Consider the following 20743-nt stretch of genomic DNA (forward strand, 5'->3'; position numbering starts at 1 on the left):
TCCGGGGGAGGCGCCCCTTACCGTTGGGTGGATGCGGCTCAGATCGTCGAGGTCGATTCCGGAGCCGGCTTCGCCGCACGCTTCTTCGCGGCGGCCTTCTTCTTGCCCTGCGGGTCGCCGGTGAACTCCTCGTAGGCGCTCATGACCTCCTCCGTGGGCCCGTCCATCCTCAGCTCGCCGCGCTCCAGCCACAGCACGCGCTCGCAGGTGTCGCGGATGGAGCTGTTGCTGTGGCTGACGAGGAAGACGGTGCCGGCGTGCTCGCGCATCTCGCGGATGCGGTCGGCCGAGCGCCGCTGGAACTTCGCGTCACCGGTGGACAGTGCCTCGTCGATGAGGAGGACGTCGTGGTCCTTGGCGGCGGCGATGGAGAAGCGCAGCCGGGCCCCCATGCCGGAGGAGTAGGTGCGCATCGGCAGGGTGATGAAGTCGCCCTTCTCGTTGATGCCGGAGAAGTCGACGATCTGCTGGTAGCGCTCCTTGATGACTTCCCGGGACATGCCCATGGCGAGGCCGCCCAGGTAGACGTTGCGTTCGCCGGTCAGGTCGCCCATCAGGGCCGCGTTCACCCCGAGGAGGGAGGGCTGGCCGTGGGTGTAGATACGGCCGTTCTCCACCGGCAGCAGGCCCGCGACCGCCTTGAGCAGCGTCGACTTGCCGGAGCCGTTGGTGCCGATCAGCCCGATGGCCTCGCCCTTGTAGGCGACGAAGGAGACGTTCTTGACCGCGTGGATCCGGCGGACGCCCGCCGCCTGCTCGGCCTTCTTGCGGCGCAGGATGCGGTTGAGGGCGACGGTGGCGGAGCCCCGGCCGGCGCCCGTGCCGTTGACCCGGTAGACGATGTCGACGCCGTCCGCGATGACGGTGGGGGTCCGCTCGGCGGTGTGCTGCTCGGTGTGCGGTGCGTTCTCAGCCACGGCCGTACGTCTCCTCAGCCTTCCAGAAGTAGATGAAGCCGCCGACGCCGGCGAGCAGGGCCCAGCCGGTCGCCCAGGCCCACACGTGCGGCGGCAGCTGGCTCGCGTGGAAGGTGTCGATCAGGGCGAAGCGCATCAGGTCGATGTAGACGGCGGCCGGGTTGGCGCGCAGCAGGTCCGTGGCCCAGGCGGGCCAGTCGCTGTGCTTGCTGAGCAGGTTGTCGATGCTCCACATCACGCCGGAGATGTACATCCAGGTGCGCAGCACGAACGGCATCAGCTGGGCGATGTCGGGAGTCTTCGCGCCCACCCGGGCGAGGATCATCGACACACCGGCGTTGAAGGTGAACTGCAGCAGCAGGGCGGGGACGGCGAGGAACCACGAGGTGGCCGGCGGCACGCCGACGCCGAGCAGGATGAACACCAGCGCGGCCATCGAGAACAGCAGCTGCTGGAGCTGCTGGAGGCAGTACGAGATCGGCAGCGCGGCCCGCGGGAAGTGCAGGGCCCGCACCAGGCCGATGTTGCCGGAGATGGCCCGGGTGCCCGACATGATCGAGCTCTGGGTGAACGTCCACACGAACACGCCCGTGACCAGGAAGGGGATGTAGTCCGGGACGCCCTTCTTGGTCTGCAGCAGCACGCCGAAGATGAAGTAGTAGACCGCCGCGTTCAGCAGGGGGGTCATCACCTGCCAGATCTGGCCCAGCTTCGCCTGGCTGTACTGCGCGGTCAGCTTGGCGGTGGCGAACGCGGTGATGAAGTGGCGACGCGCCCACAGCTGACGGATGTACTGGGGCAGGGAGGGGCGGGCACCGCTGACCGTGAGGCCGTGACGGGCGGCGAGGGCCGCCAGGTCGTCGGCGGGGGGTCCGGCCTGTGTCCTGGGCGGTGTGTGGAGTACCTGGCTCACATCCGCTGCTTTCACTCGGGGGGTGGGGGTGTGTGCGGCCGTTCCGGCTGCACGTGGCCGTCGCCCGGCGTTCTCTTACGCTTCTCTTGACGTTTTCTTACGTCGGGACGGGACCGTATCGTCGCATCGTGAGCGTAGGCCCAATCGACGTCGGAACGCAACCGTTTCGTCGTGACGCCCTATGCTGGAGGACATGACGACGAACGCGACGAACGCCGACGAACCGCAGGCGAAGCCGCGCCGCCGTGCTCCGGCGGGCGCGGCCGTGCTTCGCGAGGATGTGACGGAGGCCATCCGGGCTGCCGTGTTCGAGGAGCTCGCCACCGTCGGCTACGCGCGGATGTCCATCGAGGGCATCGCCCGGCGCGCCGGCGTGGGCAAGACCGCGGTCTACCGGCGCTGGCGCTCCAAGCTGCACCTGGTCCTCGATCTCGTCTCGGCGCTCGCCGTGCAGGGCCTGCCGGCCCCGGAGACGGGCAGCCTGGAGGGCGATCTGCGGATGCTGTACGAGGTGACCTCCCGGGCGCTGCGGCACCCCGCGGCCTCGCAGATCATCCCGGACCTCCAGGCCGAGGCGGCCCGCAACCCGGAGATCGCCGAGGCGCTCCAGAAGACGCTGCGCGAGGGGCAGGAGGGGGTCGCGCTGAAGATCGTCGCGGCGGCGGAGCAGCGCGGTGAGGTCCGGATGGGCCTCGACGACGAACTGGCGCTCGATCTGATCTCCGGTCCGCTCTACTGGCGTTCGGTGGTGATCCGCAGTCCGAAGCTGCCCAAGGGCTATCTGGCCGCGCTGGCGCGGGCGACCGCGGCGGCGATCAAGGCGCTGTGACCGCATGAGAGTCGTGCTGGCCGAGGACAACGCCCTGCTCAGGGAGGGACTCGTCCTGCTGCTGACGTCGGCCGGGCACGAGGTGGCGGCCGCCGCCGGCTCCGGCCCCGAGATCCTTCCGCCGCTGCTGGAGCACCGCCCCGACGTGGCCGTGCTCGACGTGCGGATGCCGCCGGCCTTCCGCGACGAGGGGCTGCGGGCCGCCCTGGAGGCCCGCGAGAGGATTCCGGGCCTGCCGGTGCTGGTGCTCTCCCCGTACGTCGAGGAGTCCTGCGCGGCCGAGGGCTCGGCGGCGGCGCGAACGGCGTCGGCCATCTGCTCAAGGACCGCGTGGGCCGCGTCGACGAGTTCCTCGACGCGCTGCACCGGGTCGCCGGCGGCGGTACGGCACTCGACCCCGAGGTGGTCACCGAAGTGCTGACCCGCCGCAAGGACTCCCCCCTCGACCGGCTCACCCCTTGTGAGCGCGAGGTCTCGCGCCGACGGCCGAGGGCCACGACAACACCACCATCGCGGAGACGCTCCTCGTCACCGAGCGCTCGGTCGGCAAACACATCGGCAACGTCTTCCTGAAGCTGGGCCTCCCCCCGAACGCCCGGCCCTGGCTACGCCCGAGCCGCCTGCGGATGCAGCCGCAGCCAGCCCGCCCAGGCCGAGGTGATCATGTCGTGGACGTCGTGCACGGCCTTCCAGTCCAGTTGGGCGGCGATGCGGTCGGCGCAGGCGACCACGCGGGCCGGGTCGCCGGGGCGGCGGGGGGTGACCGTGGGCGGCCGGTGGTGGCCGGTGACGGCGGCGACCCGGTCGATCATCTCCCGGACGGAGACGCCCTCGCCGCGGCCGACGTTCAGGGTGAGGTCGTGGCCGGGGGAGGTGCGCAGGGCCCGGGCGGCGGCCACATGGGCCGCGGCGAGGTCGGCCACGTGGATGTAGTCACGGACGCAGGTGCCGTCCGGAGTGGGGTAGTCGTCGCCGAAGACGCGGGGCGCCGCGTTCTCCGTGAGCCTTTCGAAGATCATCGGGATGAGGTTGAAGACACCGGTGTCGGCCAGGTCGGGGGAGGCCGCGCCCGCCACGTTGAAGTAGCGCAGGCAGGCCGTGGCCAGGCCGGTGGCGCGGCCGGTCGCGCGGACCAGCCACTCGCCGGCCAGCTTCGTCTCGCCGTACGGCGACATCGGCGCGCAGGGGGTGTCCTCGGTGACGGGATCGACGTCCGGCATGCCGTACACGGCGGCCGAGGAGGAGAACACGAAGGACCCGACACCGGCCTCGGTGACCGCCTCCAGGAGGACTCTGAGGCCCTCCACGTTCTCCCGGTAGTAGTGCAGGGGGCGCTCCACCGACTCGCCGACCTGCTTCTTCGCCGCGAGATGCACGACACCGGTGACCGTGTGCTCGGCCAGGGCACGGGCGACCCGCTCCCCGTCCAGCGTCGAGCCCGTCACCAGCGGCACCCCCGCCGGCACGCGCGCGGCGACACCGGTCGACAGGTCGTCGTACACCACCGCCCGCTCGCCCGCCGCGGTCATCGCCCGGACGACGTGCGCCCCGATGTAGCCGGCGCCGCCGGTGATCAGCCAGGTCATGTGGATTCCCCCAAGCAGGACGGCCGGATGCGAGGCGATTCGTCCGCGATCGGCCTGTTCGTCTCACAGTGAAGCAGGCGTACGGCTCTCCCGCAGGGCCTCCGGACGACTGCCGGCGCGCTCGGGGGCGCGTGTCGTCGTCGCGCGCCACAGGCGGACGTACGACAGCACGGCCGCCGCGAGCAGCAGGCCGTTGCGCAGGACCATCAGCCCGGTGCCGGTCCAGGTGCACTCGATGACCTTGCCGTACTCGACCGGGAAGATCACGGCGCTGATCGCGGTCGACGCGAGGATCAGCGCCACCACCGGGCGCTGCGTGGTGTGCCGGGAGGTGAGGCAGACGGCGGCCAGGCCGACCAGCCAGATCATGTACTGCGGGCTGATCACCCTGCTGGTCACGGTGAACAGCAGGACCGCGCTCAGCGCCGCGTCGAAGGGCACGGCCTCGGTCCAGTGCCGGGCCCGGACCCGCCACAGCAGGAGCAGGCCGAAGGCGACCGCGGTGAGGGCGAGCGAGGCGTGCGCCACGCTGGAGACGTACGGCCCGGTGAACTCCATCGCGCCGTACCGGTAGTGGACCTTGCCCGGCCATCCCGCGTGGGTCGCGAGCGAGAGCAGGGTCCCGCCCAGGGACTCGATCTGCACGCCCCGGCCGCCCTGCTGGCGCACGAAGGCGAGCGGGTTGCGGAACGCGAACACCAGCAGCAGGAACAGCGAGGCCCCGGTCAGCGCCACCGACGACCACACCGAGCGGGAGTCGCGCCCGCGCCGCACACCGATGAGCACCAGCGCCGGCCACACCTTCACCAGTGCCCCCACGGCAGCGAACGCCCCGCACACGCGCGTGGAGCGGGCGAGCGCCAGCAGGGAGAGCACCGCGAGCGCCGTGACCTGCACGTCGTAGCGGGCGAACGGGACGCGGACCAGCAGCGGCAGCCCGCCCACCCAGACGGCCGCCCCGGCCAGCCGGCGGCCGGGGCGGGTGCCCGCGCGGGCGAGCGCGCAGGCGACCGCCGCGTCCGAGAGGACGGTGAGGGCGACGAACGCCTGGAAATACGTCCACCACGGCAGCGCGCCCGGCGACAGCAGCACGAGACCGGCGCCCGGCGGGTACTGCCAGAGGGTGTCGTGCGCGGGGAACGCGCCGTGCGCGAGGACGCCGTACCAGTGGTGGTACAGGTGCCACACCTCCCGGCCCACCCGGCCGCCCAGGATTCCGAGGGAGTCGTGGGCGAGCAGCCACAGCATCAGGGCGCGGGAGGCCAGCCAGGTGGCGGCGAGGGCGACGAGAAGGTGACGACGTCTCATGACGGCGGATCGTAAGGCGCCCGAATGCCTCTTTAGTTCAGATACTCCGTCAATAGCCAAGAAGCGGTACTAAATCCAACAAAATGGGGTCCGTGGACATCAGGAACAGGGCCGGTGCGGCGGTGCTCCTTCCCGTCGGGGCGGGGCTCGCGCTCGGTCTGTGGGGGCTGGACCGCGGGGGCATGTGGCGCGACGAGGCCGTCACCTTCCAGGTGGCGCGGCGCTCGGTGCCGCAGATCTGGCGGCTGCTGCACCGGGTGGACGCCGTGCACGGCCTGTACTACCTCCTCCTGCACCCCGTCCTCGCCGTGCGCCCCGGCGAGGTCCTCCTGCGCCTGCCGTCCGTCTGCGCGGCGGCCCTCACGGCGGGCCTGGTCGCGGCGCTCGGCGTCCGCCTGGCCCGGCCGCGGGTCGGCCTGTGGGCGGGTCTGCTGTACGCCGTCACCCCGCTCGTGGGCCACTACGCGCAGGAGGGCCGCTCCTACGCCGTCGTCTGCGCCGGCGCGGCCGGGGCGACCCTGCTGTTCGTCCGGGGGCTCCAGGGGTGCTCCTGGTGGCCGTACGGCGTCGTCCTCGCGCTGACCTGTCTGCTGCACGAGCTGGCGGTGCTGCTGGTGCTCGCCCACGGGGTGACGCTGCTGCACGCGCGCGTGGCGCGCCGGGACGCCGTGCGGTGGGCCCTGGCGGCGGGGGCCGCGCTGCTGGTCCTGACCCCGCTCGCCGTCGTGTCGCGGGCCCAGGCCGCCCAGGTGGCGTGGCTGGCCCGGCCGGGCGCGGGCAGTGCGCTGCGGCTGCTGCACGCGTTCCTCGGCCCGGGCGGGCCCGTCTTCTGGACCTGTCTTTTCCTCGCCCTCGCCGCCCTGCCGGGCCCCCGTCGGCTGACCCTCGCCTCGGTGGCCCTGCCGTGGGCGGTCGTGCCCCCGTCGGTCCTGCTGGCCGTGTCCCAGCTCCGCCCGATGTACGACGACCGTTATGTGCTGTACGCCCTCGCGGGGGCGCCGCTGCTGGTGGCGGCGGGCGCCGACCGGGTGCTCGGGGCGAAGGGAGCCAAGGGGTCGAGGTCGCCCCTGGTGAGGTGGCCCCTGGTGAGGTGGCCCCTGGTGAGGTGGCCCCTGGTCCCGCTCGCGGGAACGCTGGCCGTCGCCCTCGCGTTCACCCAGTACCTGCCCCTGTACCGCCAGGACCGCACCCTGCGCGGCCGCCCCGGCACCCTCGCCGCCGTCTCGGCGCTGGCCGCGCGCGAGGTGCGGCCGGGCGAGGCCGTGGTGTTCCTGCCGTCCATCGGACGGCGGGCGAAGGTGTCCTACCCCGACGGCTTCCGGAGGGTGCGGGACGTGGCGCTCCAGGCGTCCGGCCCCGCCTCCGGCACGCTCTACGGCCGTGAGCGGGGCGCCGCCGAGCTGCGCCGCGAGCTGCTCGCGCTGGACCGGCTGTGGGTGCTGGCCGAGCCGTACGCGCTGCGCTCCCCGTGGTACCCGCGCAATCCCGCCGAGCGGGTCAAGCTGACCGTGGTGACGGAGGAGTTCGTCCCGAGCGAACGGCGGCGGGAGTTCGTCCGGGACGGGGTCACCCTGAGCCTCTACACCCGCCGTCCCGCGCGCGCCCTGCCTACGCCCTGCCCGCGTCCTGGTTCTGCCGGCCGCCCGGCTCCTCCTCCAGGGCCGCCGTGTCCAGGGCGTCGGTGAGCCGGTCGAGGCGCTCCCGCAGCTCGCTGATCTCCTCCAGCCCGATCCCGGTCGCCGCGACGATCCGCCGGGGCACCTGGAGCGCCCGCTCGCGCAGCGCGGCACCCTCCTCGGTGAGCCGGATCTCCACCGAGCGCTCGTCGCGCGCGCTGCGCTCCCGGATCACCAGACCGGCCGTCTCCAGCCGTTTGAGCAGCGGGGACAGCGTGCCGGAGTCCAGGCGCAGATGTTCGCCCAGCTTCTTCACGGGCAGCTCGCCCTGCTCCCACAGCACCAGCATCACCAGGTACTGGGGATAGGTCAGCCCCAGGTCCTTGAGGATCACGCGGTAGACGCCGTTGAAGGCACGCGAGGCCGCGTGCAGGGAGAAGCAGATCTGGCGGTCCAGGCGCAGCCAGTTCTCCGAGGGGACGGGGGCGGGGAGAGAGGTCGACGTCGGGGTCATGGCTCCAGGGTAACGCCAGTGAGCCATTTAGTTGTGCACAACTGAATTGTGTGCTCTACTTACCCCCGTGAGCGGCCCGGACGCGAGAAGCGACCCGGACCGGCCACCCCCCCGACACAGACCCATCCGAGAAGGACGGTTCATTCATGGACGCGCTCTACACCGCAGTCGCCACCGCCACCCACGGCCGCGAGGGCCGCGCCGTCAGCAACGACGGAAAGATCGACCTCGCCCTGGCCATGCCGGTGGAGCTGGGCGGCAACGGTCAGGGCACCAACCCGGAGCAGCTGTTCGCCGCCGGTTACGCCGCCTGTTTCGGCAGCGCCCTCGGCCTCGTCGGCCGGCAGGCGAAGGTCGACGTCTCCGACGCCGCCGTGACCGCCGAGGTCGGCATAGGCAAGCAGGGTGAGGGCTTCGGTCTGAAGGTGACGCTGCGCGTCGAGCTCCCGGACACCCTGGACGAGGCGACCGGCCGCAAGCTGGTCGAGACCGCCCACCAGGTCTGCCCCTACTCCAACGCCACCCGCGGCAACATCGAGGTCGACCTCGTCATCGAGTAACCCCCGGCGGGGCCGCCGAGCCCCGCAAGTCCGGGGCCTCCCGAGGGTCCGCACAGCGGGCCACCCCCTCGGGAGGCCTCCTCCCCCAGGCCGCGCCCCCGAGCGCCCCCTTCACCGGCCTCCCCGCAGGCCGCCCACCGGCACCCCCGCCTCTCACCCCACCCGCGCCAGCACCTCCCCGGTCCGCCGGCTCCACGCCACCACCACCGCCTCCTCGGGCACCCGGTGCCAGCGCGTCAGCAGCAGCCAGCGGACCCCGTAGCGGCGCACGATCGCGGCCCGCCCGGCCCGCGTCGAACCGGGGGCGAGATACGCCCGGACGTCCGCCGCCCGGCGCAGCCGCGCCCGCTCGTCCAGCGCCGCGTCCGGCCAGGGGGGCGCGGCGAGGTTCGGCCCGTACCCGGCGATCGCGTGCACGGCGAAGTACCCGTCGGTGATCACCACCTCCCCGGGCCCGATGTGCCGCGCCGCCCAGTCGTACGCCGGCCAGCGCGGCGGCTGGTCGAAGCCCACCGGATCCAGCGCACGCGGTACGACCGCGCCCGCCTGCACGGTCAGCAGCCCCGCACAGGCCCCGGCGGCCGCCACCGCGCCCAGCGTCCTGCGCCACGCCCCCCACGGCCTCGGCGCCGCCAGCTCCACCGCCAGCGCGAACTGCGGCGGCACCAGCGTCAGGCCGAGGATCCGCCCGTAGGTGTAGTGACCACTGACGAACCCGTACGCCACCACCACGCAGTCCAGGGCGAACATCAGCACCAGCGGATCGCGCACCGAGCGCCGCGCCCGCGCCCACAGCGCCGGCAGGCCCAGCAGCGCCAGCCAGAACTGGCCGGCCACGTCGTCGTACAGCCGCCGGTGCATCCCGTCGACGCTGCCGTCCCCGGCGAGCGCGAACACGTCGAAGTACGGCCAGGCGGCGGCGACCAGCAGCGCCGCCGTGGCCGTCACCGCCCAGCGCGCCGCCACCGCCGGCCGCCACCGACGCTGCAGGCCGAGGACCACCGCGACAGCGCCCGACACCGCCCCCACCGCCGTGATCGGATGCACCAGCAGGATCGTCCCGTACAGCGCGCCGACCCCCGCGTAGCCGGTGAAGCCGCGCAGGCCGTCCGGACCGACGTAGCGGACCAGACGGCCGTCACGCGCGCGTGCCGCCGTCAGCGCCCACGCCCAGAAGGCCAGGCCGATCCCGAAGGTGGACGGATAGCCGAGGTTGCCGGTCATCGACATCAGCCCCAGATAGCCGCTCCACCAGGCGCGTTCCGTACCCCACAGCAGCGTCATCGCCGCCAGCGCGAGCACCGGCGCCCACGGCCGGGGCGTCAGCGCCCGGACGAACCGGCCGAGACCGGTCAGCAGCACGACCAGGTTCACCGGCCCGGCGACCCTCAGCACCGCCCAGCCCCCCAGCCCGGTCAGCCGGGCGAACACGCCCTCGGCCAGCGCGTAGGGCGAGTAGTAGGGGCTGCCCGCGCCCGGCAGATCGGCCATCGGGTGCCGCGGGTGCAGCAGATCGGCCCTCAGACGCTCCACGACCGCCGCGTGCACCCCCGCGTCGCAGCACAGCGGCACCCGCCAGAACGCCAGCGCCGTCACCAGCCAGAACACGAAACCGAAGACCTGGTACGGGCTCGGGCGCCACACCCGCCGGCGGCGCAGCGCCCCGGCGCCGCGCACCGGACGCCGGATCAGGACACCGGCGCTCACCGGGCGCGGACCGGAGGGGGGCAAAAGTGGGTGGAGTTGCGCAAGAGGGGCATTGGCCGTACCTTCCCGCCCGCGTCAACCTCCTCGCCCCCTGTCACCCCGGCGGGTGAGCCCGAACGGAGTCCGTCCCGCGAACGGGCCGCCCGCCGCTGGTGCTAGTGCCGTGACCGGAAGGGTTCACCGGCTCGCGACGCCCGGCACGGCACTAGGTGGACGCCAGGTGCTCGTGCGCCGCACCCGGCGCAGGTACCCGTGCCGTCCCGACGTCAGGGAACTCCTCGCCCAGCAGCAGACGCCGTACGACCCGTTCGGCGGCGTGTCCGTCGTCGTACGCGCAGAAACGCGCCCGGAACGCGGCCCGCAGCCGGGTGGACTCCGCGTCCCGCCAGCTCCCGGAGGCCAGCAGGGCGGCCAGCTCGTCGAAGGAGCGCGAGACATGGCCCGGCGGCTCGGCCGTGATGTCGAAGTAGGCGCCCCGGCTCGCCGTGTACGCCGCCCAGTCGTCGGCGTGCACCACGATCGGCCGGTCCAGGTTGGCGTAGTCGAACATCAGGGCCGAGTAGTCGGTCACCAGCACGTCCGAGGCGAGCATCACGTCCTCCACGTGCGGCTCGTCCGTCGCGTCGACGAGCACCCCGCGCCGGTGCAGATCCGCCAGGCCCATCCCGCGCGCGTGCCCCGTCGCCAGGGACGGATGCAGCCGTACGACGAGGGTGTGCCCCTCGCCCAGGCACGCCGCGAACCGGGCCAGGTCGATCCGGTCGACGTGTCCGCCCCGGACGTACTCCCGCCGCGTCGGCGCGTACAGCACCACGGTGTGCCCGGCCGGCACGCCCAGCCGGGCCCGCGCCGCCGCGCCCGCCCGCGCGTCCGCGCCGATCAGCACGTCGTTGCGCGGGCTGCCGGTGCGGGCGGAGGCGAAGTGGCACGGGTACGCCCGCTCCCACACCAGCTCCGAGTGCCGGTTGGCGACCAGGCTGTGGTCCCAGCGGTCGGCGCGGCGCAGCATCTGCGGCACGTCCACCCCGTAGCGGGCCCCGGGCCGGTGCAGCAGATCGGCGCCCATGTACTTCAGCGGGGTGCCCTGGTGGGTGTGGACGTGGACGCTGCCGGGGCGCTTGACCAGCGCGCCCGGCCAGTTGACGTTGTTGACGAAGAAACCCGCCCGCGCGGTCACCCGCCGGTAGGCGGGCGAGTCCAGCAGGACGTGCTCGACGCCCGCCGGAAGCCCGGCGGCCGTCTCCTCGTCGCGCACCACCCACACCCCGCGCAGCTGCGGCGCGATCTCCAGCGCCTTGCGGTAGACCGCCCCCGGATCGCCCAGCACCCCGCGGTGCGAGAACGCCGAGTACACGACCAGCTGCGGGTCGACCGGCCGGCGGGCGCGCACCCCGTCCACCGCGCGCTGGGCGCGAGCCCCGGCCGCCCGGCGTACGAGCGTCCCGCGCCGCGCCAGCTCCCGCCCCGCGCGCTCGGCCTGCCGCCGCGCCCGGTAGGCCGCGTACCCGTGCTCCAGCACCCGCAGCCCGGCCGGCACCGGTGCGCCGTCCGGCCGGCGGGAGCGGAACATCTCGGCCGTGCGGCGGAAGAACTCCTTCCTGTCGGACGGCGGCAGCCGGTCCGGCTTGGCCAGGATGTCCAGGCAGTGCTCGCCCATCTTGCGGTGCAGATACGGCCGCCAGTCCGCGAGCGCCGGGCGGGAGTCGACGAAGGCGAAGACCCGCTCGTACTGGTCGTGGATGTCGAAGTGCTTGCGGCTGGTGGTGGACAGGATGTTGCCCTGGCGGCGCTGGCGGTAGTTCAGACAGATCCGGTCCAGCACGGCGATCCGCTCCGCGCTGAGCATGACCGGGAACGTCCAGGGAGTGTCCTCGTAGTAGCCGGGCGGGAAGGCGAAGCCGTTCTCCTCGACGAACGCGCGCCGGTAGACCTTGTTCCAGACGACCATCAGCAGATCGAGGATCTCCGGGCGCTCGGCGGCCGTGAAGGTCGGCCCCGGGGCGCCGTCCACGGCCTCGGCGAGGAGGTGCGCGAGGGCGTTGCGGCGGGTGCCGCCCCACCAGTAGGTGCGCGTGTAGTCGAACACGAGCACGTCCGGGTCCGCGGTCTCGGCGAGCCGGTCCGCCATCGCGTGCAGGGCGCCCGGGGTGAGGGTGTCGTCGCTGTCGAGGAAGAACAGGTAGTCGCCCACCGCGTGCGGCAGACCCGCGTTGCGGGCGCGGCCGAGACCCACGTTCTCCGGCAGATGCAGCACCCGGACCCGCTCGTCACGGGCCGCGTACTCGTCGAGGATCGCGCCGCAGCCGTCGGGCGAACGGTCGTCGACGGCGATCACCTCGAAGTCCGCGTACGACTGCGAAAGGAGCGAGTCGAGACACTCGCGCAGGAAGCCCTGCACCTTGAAACAGGGGACGATGACGCTGAAGCGGGGCACTGCGGGGGTCAGCTCCTCACGGGGGTGGCGGCGGGGGCCGGGACGCGGTCGGCGAGCGGCAGCACGGGCTCGATCGCCTCCGGGGGCTCGCCGAGCAGCACCCTGCGCACCACGCGCTCGGCGGCCCGGCCGTCGTCGAACTGGCAGAAACGGGCCCGGAACGCGGCCCTGAGCTGCGCGGACCCGGGCGAGGCGTACGTGCCGTCGCGGAACACCCGCGCCAGCTCCTGCGGCGTACGGGCCACCGGTCCCGGCGGCGCGGCCATCAGATCGAAGTACACGCCGCGCGTCTCGGTGTAGACGTCCCAGTCGTCGGCGTACACGACGATCGGCCGGTCCAGGTTGGCGTAGTCGAACATGATCGACGAGTAGTCCGTGATCAGGGCGTCGGCGGCCAGGCACACGTCCTCGGAGGAGGGGTGCCCGGTGACGTCGAGGACCCGGCCCGTCCCCCGGGCCCCGCCCCGGTCGTAGAAGTAGTGGGCGCGCAGCAGGACGACGACGTCCTCGCCGGCCGCCTCGCAGAAGGCCTCCAGGTCCAGGCCGCCCTCGAAGCCGGTCCGCCAGTCGCGGTGGGTCGGCGCGTACAGCACGGCCGTCCGCCCCTCGGGCACCCCCAGCTCGCGCCGGACGCGGGCCACGTCCTCGGCGGTCGCCGTGTAGAGGACGTCGTTGCGGGGATAGCCGTACTCCAGGTGCTCGTAGCGGCCCGGGAAGGCGCGCTCCCACATCTGGGTGGAGTGCGTGTTGGAGGAGAGGTTGAAGTCCCAGCGGTCCACCCGCCCGAGCAGCTTGGTGAACGAGCCGCTCGCGGCCGCCACCACCGGGTACGTCGACTGGTCGACGCCCATCTTCTTCAGCGGGGTGCCGTGCTGGGTCTGCACGTGCACACTGCCCTCCCGCTTGACCACGCCCTCGGCGAAGTTGGCGTTGTTGACCAGGTACTTGGCGCGGGCCAGGAGCTGCCAGTAGCGGCGGCTGCCGATCACGGCGTGGTCGACGCCCTCCGGCACGGTGTGCGCCCGGCCGGGCTCGACGAGGAACACCGAGCGGATGTGCGGGGCGAGTTCGGCGGCCTTCGCGTGGATCGCGGCCGGGCTGCACGCGTAACCGCGGCCCCAGTAGGCGCAGTACACCGCCAGGTTCGGGTCGACAGGGCGGCGGAGCTGACGCCGGTAGAACAGGCGGGTGCGCAGCCCCCGGGGGCGCGCGAGGAGCCGGGCGGCGGCCGACAGCCGCTGGTTGGCGCCGCGCAGCGCACGGAACGCCGTGTACGCCCCCGCCGCCAGCAGCCGGTGCTGCACCCCGAGGCTCCCGCCCGGTCCGCGCCAGCCGGCCGGGCGGTGGCGGCGGTGGAGCCGGGCCGCGCGGCGGAAGAAGGCCCGGCGCCGGCGGCCCGGCAGCCGGCGCGGGTGCGCGGCCGTCTTGAGGACGAGCGCGAAGAGCTGCTCGAACAGCGGCCCCGACCGCGCGGCGGACAGCCCGAGTCCGGCCGCCGCAGCCAGCACCGGCTCGATCCGGTCCAGCAGCTCGGTGTGGTGCGCGCCCGGCCGGGTGAGCCGGTTGCCCTGCCGGCGCAGCAGATGCCGTACGACGACCGAGCGCAGCACCGCGATCCGCTCGGCGTGCAGGGTGACCAGGCCGCCGAAGCCGAGGTCGGTGAAGTGCCCCTCGGGGAAGGCGATCCGCCGCTCCTCCAGGAAGGCGCGGCGGTAGGCGGCGCTCCAGGCGGGCAGCAGCACCCCGGTGATCCGGGGCGCCTCGGCCGGGCCGAAGGCGCCCGAGGGGGCCTTCGCCAGCAGTGGCGCCGCCGGGTTGGCGGGCTCGCCCTCCCACCAGGGGACCCGCTCGTGCTCGGTGTACAGGACGTCCACGTCACCGGTGACGGCGAGGCGGGCGTCCAGCGCCGTCAGGGCGCCCGGGGCGAGGGTGTCGTCGCCGTCGAGGAACAGCAGATACGTCCCGTGCGCCGCCCGCGCCCCGGTGTTGCGCGCCCCGGCCAGGCCCGCCGACGGCGGCGAGTGCACCGGCGTCACCCGGGGGTCCCGCTCGGCGTACCCGGCGGCGACGGCGCCGGCCGGGGCGTCCGGCGCGTCGCAGACCGGGATCAGCTCGAAGTCGCCGAAGGACTGGGCGAGGACGGAGTCCAGCGCCAGGGACAGCCGCCCCGCGACCCCATGGGACGGGACGATGATGCTGAAGCGGGGCATGCTGCTCTTTCTCCGTGGGGGCTCTGTCGGGGCTCTGCGGGCCTCTGCGGGGGGCTCTGCCGGGTGTGCCGTGCCGGTGTGTCCGTCGGGGCCAACGGTGTTCAGCGGCCGTCGGTGACGGGCTGTGCGCCGGAAGGCTGCGGTACGGCGGTGAGCGGGGGGTGGCCCGAGGCCGCCGCCGACGGCACGGGCCGGCGCTCGGCGAGCGGCACCACGGGCGGCAGCTGGGTCTCGCCCAGCACGATCCTCCGTACGACCCGCTCGGCGGCGCGCCCGTCGTCGTACGGGCAGAACCGCTCGCGGAACGCGGCCCGCAGCTGGGCCGAGCGGGAACCGTGCCAGTGGCCGGTGCGGAAGATGTCGATCAGCTCGTCCTCGCTGCGGGCCACCACGCCCGGCGGGACGGCCCGCAGATCGAAGTAGACGCCGCGGGCCGCCCGGTACGCCGCCCAGTCCTCGTCGGGGGCGTGGACGACGATCGGCCGGTCCAGGTTGGCGTAGTCGAACATGATCGACGAGTAGTCCGTGACCAGCGCGTCCGAGGCGAGGCAGAGCGACTCGACACTGGGATGGTCGCCGACGTCGATGACCCCGGGCGTGCGCCGGGCGACGAGGGAGCCCTGCCAGTGGTGCGGGCGGGCCAGTACGACGAAGCGCGGCCCCAGACGGCGCAGGACGCGCTCCAGGTCCAGGGCGGGGTACTGGGTGCGCCGGTGGTCGCGGTGGGTGGGGGCGTACAGGATCGCGACCGTGTCGCGGGGGATGCCGAGGGAGTCGCGCAGCCGGGCCACGTCCGCCGCGGTGGCCCGCTGGAAGACGTCGTTGCGCGGGTAGCCGTACTCCAGTGTCCGGTACCGGCCGGGGTAGACGCGCTCCCAGGTCAGGGTGGTGTGGCGGTTGGCGGACAGCACGTAGTCCCAGGTGTCGACGCCGCGCAGCAGCGCCTCGAAGTCCATGTCACGGGCGGCGGCCGGGCGTTCCTGGAGGTCGAGGCCCATGTGCTTGAGGGGGGTGCCGTGCTGGGTCTGCACGAAGACCTGGCCGGGCCGTTTGACCAGGCGGCGGTCGAAGTTGACGTTGTTGACGAGGTACTTGGAGCGGGCCAGCGCCGTCCAGTAGGCGGCCGTGCCGGGGGTGAGGGGGCGCGGGCCCGGCGGCACCGCCTGCCGGTGCTCGGGGCGGGCGATCCACGCGGTGCGCACCTCGGGCGCGTAGGTGCGGAACGCGGCCTCCAGCGCGCCCGGGTTGCAGCCGTGCCCGCGCCCCCAGTACGCCCCGAAGACCGCGCGGTCGGCGCGCAGGGGCAGCCGCAGCTGGACGCGGTAGTGCGTCTGGAGCAGGCCGGCCCGCAGGGCGCGGGCGAGCTTCACGGCGAGCTTCAGGGTGCGGCGGCGCAGGGTCATGGCCGCCTGGAGACCCCGGTAGGTGCGGTGCAGGCCGAGGTGGACGAGGGCGTGGCGCAGCCGGGAGCGGGCCGGGATCGTGGTGCCGGGGGTGAGGTAGCGGCGGTAGTGGGCGCGGGCGCGGCGCAGGAACTCGGCGCGGGCGGCGCTCGGCAGCCGGTCCCGCTTGGCGAAGATCGTCGTGAAGTGGTCGACCATGCGGCGGAACAGCACCGGCCGCCAGCGCGCCAGCTCGGGGTGCTCCTCGACGAACGCGAAGACCCGGTCGTACTGCTCGAAGACGTCGAAGTGCCTGCGGCTGGTGGTGGACAGGATGTTGCCGCGGCGGCGCTGGCGGTAGTGCACACAGACCCGGTCGAGCGTGGCGATCGACTCCGCCGACATCAGCACCGGGTACGTCCACGGCGTGTCCTCGTAGTAGCCCGGGGGGAAGGCCAGGCCCGCGCGGTCGACGAACTCCCGTCTGCAGGCCTTGTTCCAGGCGACCATGAGCAGCCGGAGCAGCTCCGGGCGGTCCCCCAGCCGGAACGGGGTGGGGCCCTGTTCGGCGAGCACGGAGGCGACCTTGTTGCGTTCGGACTCGCCCGTCCAGTAGGTGCGCGCGTAGTCGTAGACCAGGACGTCCGGCTCGCCGGTCTCCTTCAGCCGGTCGGCGATGGCGCGCAGCGCGTCCGGGGTGAGAGTGTCGTCGGAGTCCAGGAACAGCAGGTAGTCGCCGACCGCCACGCGCATCCCGGCGTTGCGGGCCCGGCCCAGACCCGCGTTCTCGGGCAGGTGCACCGCGCGCACCCGCGGGTCACGCGCCGCGAACTCGTCGATGATCTCCCCGCAGGCGTCCGGCGAGCAGTCGTCGACGGCGATCAGTTCGAGATCGGTCCACGACTGGGACAGCACCGATTCGAGGCACTCGTGCAGATACGCCTGAACCTTGTACGCGGGGACGATGACACTGAACCTGGGCAACGGACATCCATGGGTCGGCGCGGACAGGGCCTTGCCCGGGAACGGCCGATGGAGTGAATCGGTTACGGTTCGTACGGCATTCGGGGGATTGCGGGTGAACGGGGAAGGGCGGGACCGTGACGTCCCGCCCCCGTGGCGGTTATTTGACGGCGCCCGCCATCACCCCGGACACGAACTGCCGCTGGAACGCGAAGAACACGGCCAGCGGGATCACCATCGAGATGAAGGCGCCGGGCGCCAGGACGTCGATGTTGTTGCCGAACTGGCGCACCTGGGTCTGGAGGGCGACCGTGATGGGCTGGCTGCCGGCGTCGGTGAACACCAGCGCCACCAGCATGTCGTTCCACACCCACAGGAACTGGAAGATGGCCAGGCTCGCGATCGCCGGACCGCCCAGCGGCATCACCACCCGGAAGAACAGGCGCAGTTCGCCCGCCCCGTCCAGCCGGGCCGCCTCCAGCAGTTCGCGGGGGATCTCCGCGAAGAAGTTCCGCAGCAGGAACACCGCGAACGGCAGACCGAAGCCGACATGGAACAGGATCACCCCGAAGACCGACCCGAACAGGCCGAGCTTGCCGAAGAGTTCGGCGATCGGGATCAGCGCCACCTGCACCGGCACCACCAGCAGCCCCACGACGGCCAGGAAGCACCAGTCGCGACCCGGGAACTCCATCCAGGCGAAGGCGTATCCGGCGAGCGAGCCGATGAAGACCACCAGCAGGGTCGCCGGGACCGTGATCAGCACCGTGTTGACGAGCGAGTCGGTGATGTCGCCGTTCTCCAGGAGCTTGCGGTAGCTGGCGAAGGTGAGCCGGGAGGGCTCGGAGAACACCGTCCACCAGCCGCCGGCGCTCAGGTCCTCCGGGGAGCGCAGCGAGGAGATCAGCAGACCGATCGTCGGCACCAGCCAGAACAGGCCGACGACGAGGAGGAAGCCCCGGACCAGACCGCTGTTGACCTTCCCGACCAGCCACCTGCCCGCGGTCGTCATCGCCGCACCTCCCGCCTGAGCCTGCGGACGTTGAACCACATCACCGGGACCACCAGCAGCAGCAGGAACACGGCGATCGCGCTGGCGATGCCGGGCTGGTTCTCCGAGAAGCCCTTGCGGTACAGCTCCAGCGCCAGCACGTTCGCGTCGTCCTGCGAGGAGCCCGGCGCGATGATGAACACCAGGTCGAACACCTTCAGCACATTGATCATCAGGGTGACGGTGACGACCGCGAGGACCGGCGCGAGCAGCGGGACGGTGACCCTGCGGAACACCTGCCACTCGTTGGCCCCGTCGACCCGCGCCGCCTCCAGCAGTTCCCGCGGCACCCCGGCGAGCCCGGCCGCGATCAGCACCATCGCGAAACCGGCCCACATCCAGATGTACGACCCGATGATCGCGGGCGTGACCAGCGAGGGGCCCAGCCAGTCCAGGCCGTTGTACGGCTCCGCGAAGTTGCTCGCGGGCAGCCGCAGCCGGGCCCCGTCGGCCGCGGCGGGCAGGGTGAAGGTGCCGTCGTCGGCGGCCGTGGTGGACGCGACCACCTTGCCGTCCTTCACGGCCTCGATCCTCATCCCGGCGTAGCCCAGCTCGGTGGGGTCCGGGGCGCCCGGGGTGCCGACGCCCTTGCCCCGGGTGAAGTCCTGCCAGGTGGTGCCGGTGATCGCGGCGGGGTCGGCCTCGGCCGCCGCGGCCTTCTTCGCGTCGCCGGGCATCCGGTCGGGCGCGACACCCACCAGCGGGAGGGAGACCGTCTCGCCGGTGTGCACGGTCGCCCTGGTGACGTAACCGCCGCCCTCGGCCGTCAGGGGCGAGTCACGGCCGGGGTGGGCCTTAGGGAACGCGGACGCCTGGGCGAACGTGTCGTGCACCCCGACCCACACCGCGTTCGCGACCCCCTTGTCGGGGTCCTGGTCGTACACCAGCCGGAAGATGATCCCGGCGGCGAGCATGGAGATCGCCATCGGCATGAAGACGACCAGCTTGAACGCCGTGCCCCAGCGCACCCGCTCGGTCAGCACCGCGAAGACCAGACCGAGGGCGGTCGCCACGGTCGGCGCGAACACCACCCAGATCACGTTGTTCTTCAGGGCCGTGCGGATGCCGTCGTCGGTGAAGAGGGCCTGGTAGTTGTCGACGCCGACGAAACCGTCGCCCGACGGGTCGTAGAAGCTGCGCGCGACCGAGTACCCGATGGGGTACACCACGAGCGCGCCCAGCAGCACGAGGCAGGGCAGCAGGAACAGGGCCGCCACGGTGATGCGCGTGCCGGTTACGGACCGCCGCATCGCCGGGTCAGTTCCCGTACGCAGCCGCCGCGTCCGACTCCAGTTTGCGCTGGGTGCCGGCCACGTCCGTCGGGTTCTTGAGGAAGTCCTGGAGGTCCTTCCACTCGCCCTTGCCGGGCGTGCCGCCGAAGGCCTGCGGGGCCTGGTCGGACATGTCGAAGCGGAAGTCGTCGCCGGACGCGATCAGCGCCTTGGCGATCTTCTGCTGGACCTCGTTCGGGTACGAGGAGATCGCGACGTTCTTGTTCGGCGAGAGGTAGCCGCCCAGCTTCGCCTGGATCGTCGCCGCGTCCGGCGAGGCCAGGAAGGTCGCCAGCGCCTGCGCGCCCTTGGAGTCCTTGAAGACGACCGCCGCGTCACCGCCGGACACCACCGGCGCGGTGTCACCGGCCTTCGGGAAGGGGAACACCTTGGCGTCCGTGCCCACCTCGGCCTTGGTGTCCGCGATGTTGACCTGCACGAAGTCGCCCTCGTAGACCATCGCCGCCTTCGGCTGGTCGCCGCCGGTGAACGTCTGCGTCACCGAGGCCGGGAACTCCGTCTGGAGCGCGCCGCTCGCACCGCCCGCGATCCAGTCCTTCTTGCCCCAGATCTGCGCCAGCGTGGTCAGCGCCTTCGTCACCGACGGATCCGTCCACTTGATCTTGTGCTGGGCGAGCTGGTCGTACTTCTCGGGGCCCGCCTGCGACAGATAGACGTTCTCGAACCAGTCGGTGAGCGTCCAGCCGTCGGCGCCGCCGATCGAGAACGGCGTGACACCGGAGTCGTACACCGTCTGCGCGGTGCTCAGCAACTCGTCCCACGTCTTCGGCTCGCTCGCGCCCGCGTTCTCGAAGACCGGCGCGTTGTACCAGATCAGCGACTTGTTGGCGGCCTTGTAGTAGACGCCGTACGGCTTGCCGTCGACCTTGCCGATGTCCTGCCAGCCCTGCGCGTAGTTCTTCCGCAGCTCCGCCAGGGCGTCGGCGCCCAGCGGCTTCGCCCAGCCCTGGTCGACCGCCTGCTTGATGGCCCCGGGCTGGGGGAGCATCGCCACGTCCGGCGGCGAACCGCCCGCGATCTTCGACCCGAGGAAGTTGATGATCGGGTCCTGCGCGGGCACGAAGGTCACCTTCGCGCCGGTGCGCTTCTCGAACTCCGCCAGGACCTTCTTGAAGTTCGCCTGCTCCGCACCGGTCCACACGGCGGCCACCTCGAGCGTGGTCCCGTCCAGCTTCGGCAGGCTCACTCCGCTGCCGGTGTCCTCGGTGCCGGTTCCGCTTCCGTTGCCGGTGCTCTTGTCGTCGTCCCCGCCGCACGCGGTGAGCGAGAGCGCGAGGGCTCCCGCCGCCAGTGCGGCGGCCGTCCTCACGGTCCTGCGTGTCCGGATGGTGTGGCTCGTCCTGCGCATCACGACCCCGTTCTTCGGATCTCGTCGAACGTCGAGCGCTGTCCCGTGACCACTGGTCTACGCCGGGTGACGGAGATCGGCAAGAGCGCCCGCCCCGTCCACCGGGGGATCGT

General features: G+C 72.7%; 15 protein-coding genes and 1 pseudogene. 4 read left to right on the forward strand and 12 right to left on the reverse strand.

The genetic code is table 11. The features are described from left to right. Nucleotides 1–38: 38 nt before the first annotated feature. Both U5640_RS27740 and U5640_RS27745 read right to left on the reverse strand, forming a co-directional pair. Complete coding sequence (locus U5640_RS27740) at nt 39–917, reverse strand: ABC transporter ATP-binding protein (protein WP_340378440.1); 879 nt, start codon at nt 915–917, stop codon at nt 39–41. Further along, complete coding sequence (locus U5640_RS27745) at nt 910–1830, reverse strand: ABC transporter permease (protein WP_340378441.1); 921 nt, start codon at nt 1828–1830, stop codon at nt 910–912. The genes U5640_RS27740 and U5640_RS27745 overlap by 8 nt, the downstream gene beginning before the upstream one ends. A gap of 193 nt (nt 1831–2023) precedes the next feature. Here U5640_RS27745 and U5640_RS27750 point away from each other — a divergent pair, with 193 nt between their 5' ends. Continuing rightward, nucleotides 2024–2659, forward strand: coding sequence for a TetR/AcrR family transcriptional regulator (locus U5640_RS27750; RefSeq protein WP_340378442.1), 636 nt, complete (start codon nt 2024–2026; stop codon nt 2657–2659). 4 nt (nt 2660–2663) lie between these two features. Beyond that, nucleotides 2664–3252, forward strand: a pseudogene (locus U5640_RS27755) (response regulator transcription factor); the annotation flags it as partial. Between the two features lie 12 nt (nt 3253–3264). On the opposite strand, the gene galE reads toward U5640_RS27755, so the two are convergent. Both galE and U5640_RS27765 read right to left on the reverse strand, forming a co-directional pair. After that, nucleotides 3265–4245, reverse strand: coding sequence for a UDP-glucose 4-epimerase GalE (galE, locus tag U5640_RS27760; RefSeq protein WP_340378443.1), 981 nt, complete (start codon nt 4243–4245; stop codon nt 3265–3267). A gap of 63 nt (nt 4246–4308) precedes the next feature. Further along, entirely contained in the window at nt 4309–5553 is a 1245-nt protein-coding gene (locus U5640_RS27765) for a glycosyltransferase family 87 protein (protein ID WP_340378444.1), read from the reverse strand. Between the two features lie 92 nt (nt 5554–5645). Between U5640_RS27765 and U5640_RS27770 the strand changes: the two genes are divergently transcribed. Continuing rightward, nucleotides 5646–7238: a glycosyltransferase family 39 protein gene (locus tag U5640_RS27770; protein ID WP_340378445.1), complete on the forward strand. Its 1593-nt coding sequence runs from the start codon at nt 5646–5648 to the stop codon at nt 7236–7238. Here U5640_RS27770 and U5640_RS27775 read toward each other — a convergent pair. Continuing rightward, the gene (locus tag U5640_RS27775; protein WP_340378446.1) at nt 7162–7683 is read right to left on the reverse strand and encodes a MarR family transcriptional regulator; all 522 of its coding nucleotides are present in this window, start codon (nt 7681–7683) and stop codon (nt 7162–7164) included. The two genes, U5640_RS27770 and U5640_RS27775, sit on opposite strands and share 77 nt — an antisense overlap. A 146-nt stretch (nt 7684–7829) precedes the next feature. Between U5640_RS27775 and U5640_RS27780 the strand changes: the two genes are divergently transcribed. After that, nucleotides 7830–8243 (forward strand): organic hydroperoxide resistance protein, encoded by a 414-nt coding sequence (locus U5640_RS27780; RefSeq protein ID WP_340378447.1) that lies wholly within the window; start codon nt 7830–7832, stop codon nt 8241–8243. A gap of 153 nt (nt 8244–8396) precedes the next feature. On the opposite strand, the gene U5640_RS27785 is transcribed toward U5640_RS27780, so the two are convergent. The 7 genes from U5640_RS27785 to U5640_RS27815 form a co-directional block, all read right to left on the reverse strand. Next, on the reverse strand, nt 8397–9950 hold the full coding sequence (locus U5640_RS27785; RefSeq protein ID WP_340378448.1) for a hypothetical protein: 1554 nt from the start codon (nt 9948–9950) through the stop codon (nt 8397–8399). Between the two features lie 205 nt (nt 9951–10155). After that, the gene (locus U5640_RS27790) at nt 10156–12384 is read right to left on the reverse strand and encodes a CDP-glycerol glycerophosphotransferase family protein (RefSeq protein WP_340378449.1); all 2229 of its coding nucleotides are present in this window, start codon (nt 12382–12384) and stop codon (nt 10156–10158) included. Between the two features lie 8 nt (nt 12385–12392). Then, nucleotides 12393–14594 carry a CDP-glycerol glycerophosphotransferase family protein gene (locus U5640_RS27795; protein WP_340378450.1) on the reverse strand — a complete coding sequence of 734 codons (2202 nt, stop codon included), beginning with the start codon at nt 14592–14594 and terminating at the stop codon, nt 12393–12395. A 101-nt stretch (nt 14595–14695) separates the two neighbouring features. Next, the gene (locus tag U5640_RS27800; protein ID WP_340378451.1) at nt 14696–16960 is read right to left on the reverse strand and encodes a bifunctional glycosyltransferase family 2 protein/CDP-glycerol:glycerophosphate glycerophosphotransferase; all 2265 of its coding nucleotides are present in this window, start codon (nt 16958–16960) and stop codon (nt 14696–14698) included. 139 nt (nt 16961–17099) lie between these two features. Continuing rightward, nucleotides 17100–17951, reverse strand: coding sequence for a carbohydrate ABC transporter permease (locus tag U5640_RS27805; RefSeq protein ID WP_340378452.1), 852 nt, complete (start codon nt 17949–17951; stop codon nt 17100–17102). Beyond that, nucleotides 17948–19240, reverse strand: a complete 1293-nt coding sequence (locus U5640_RS27810) for a sugar ABC transporter permease (protein WP_340378453.1) — start codon at nt 19238–19240, stop codon at nt 17948–17950. The genes U5640_RS27805 and U5640_RS27810 overlap by 4 nt, the downstream gene beginning before the upstream one ends. A gap of 7 nt (nt 19241–19247) precedes the next feature. Beyond that, nucleotides 19248–20630 (reverse strand): ABC transporter substrate-binding protein, encoded by a 1383-nt coding sequence (locus U5640_RS27815; protein WP_340378454.1) that lies wholly within the window; start codon nt 20628–20630, stop codon nt 19248–19250. Nucleotides 20631–20743 lie beyond the last annotated feature (113 nt).

The organism is Streptomyces sp. SS7 (genome assembly GCF_037993025.1).
Taxonomy (GTDB): Bacteria; Actinomycetota; Actinomycetes; order Streptomycetales; family Streptomycetaceae; genus Streptomyces.

What these genes read in the sequence shown, in the direction of transcription:
- U5640_RS27750 (WP_340378442.1), top strand. Translation starts at nt 2,024, where the DNA reads ATGACGACGAACGCGACGAACGCCGACGAACCGCAGGCGAAGCCGCGC.
- galE (WP_340378443.1), bottom strand. Translation starts at nt 4,245, where the DNA reads ATGACCTGGCTGATCACCGGCGGCGCCGGCTACATCGGGGCGCACGTC.
- U5640_RS27765 (WP_340378444.1), bottom strand. Translation starts at nt 5,553, where the DNA reads ATGAGACGTCGTCACCTTCTCGTCGCCCTCGCCGCCACCTGGCTGGCC.
- U5640_RS27775 (WP_340378446.1), bottom strand. Translation starts at nt 7,683, where the DNA reads ATGACCCCGACGTCGACCTCTCTCCCCGCCCCCGTCCCCTCGGAGAAC.
- U5640_RS27780 (WP_340378447.1), top strand. Translation starts at nt 7,830, where the DNA reads ATGGACGCGCTCTACACCGCAGTCGCCACCGCCACCCACGGCCGCGAG.
- U5640_RS27795 (WP_340378450.1), bottom strand. Translation starts at nt 14,594, where the DNA reads ATGCCCCGCTTCAGCATCATCGTCCCGTCCCATGGGGTCGCGGGGCGG.
- U5640_RS27805 (WP_340378452.1), bottom strand. Translation starts at nt 17,951, where the DNA reads ATGACGACCGCGGGCAGGTGGCTGGTCGGGAAGGTCAACAGCGGTCTG.
- U5640_RS27810 (WP_340378453.1), bottom strand. Translation starts at nt 19,240, where the DNA reads ATGCGGCGGTCCGTAACCGGCACGCGCATCACCGTGGCGGCCCTGTTC.
- U5640_RS27815 (WP_340378454.1), bottom strand. Translation starts at nt 20,630, where the DNA reads ATGCGCAGGACGAGCCACACCATCCGGACACGCAGGACCGTGAGGACG.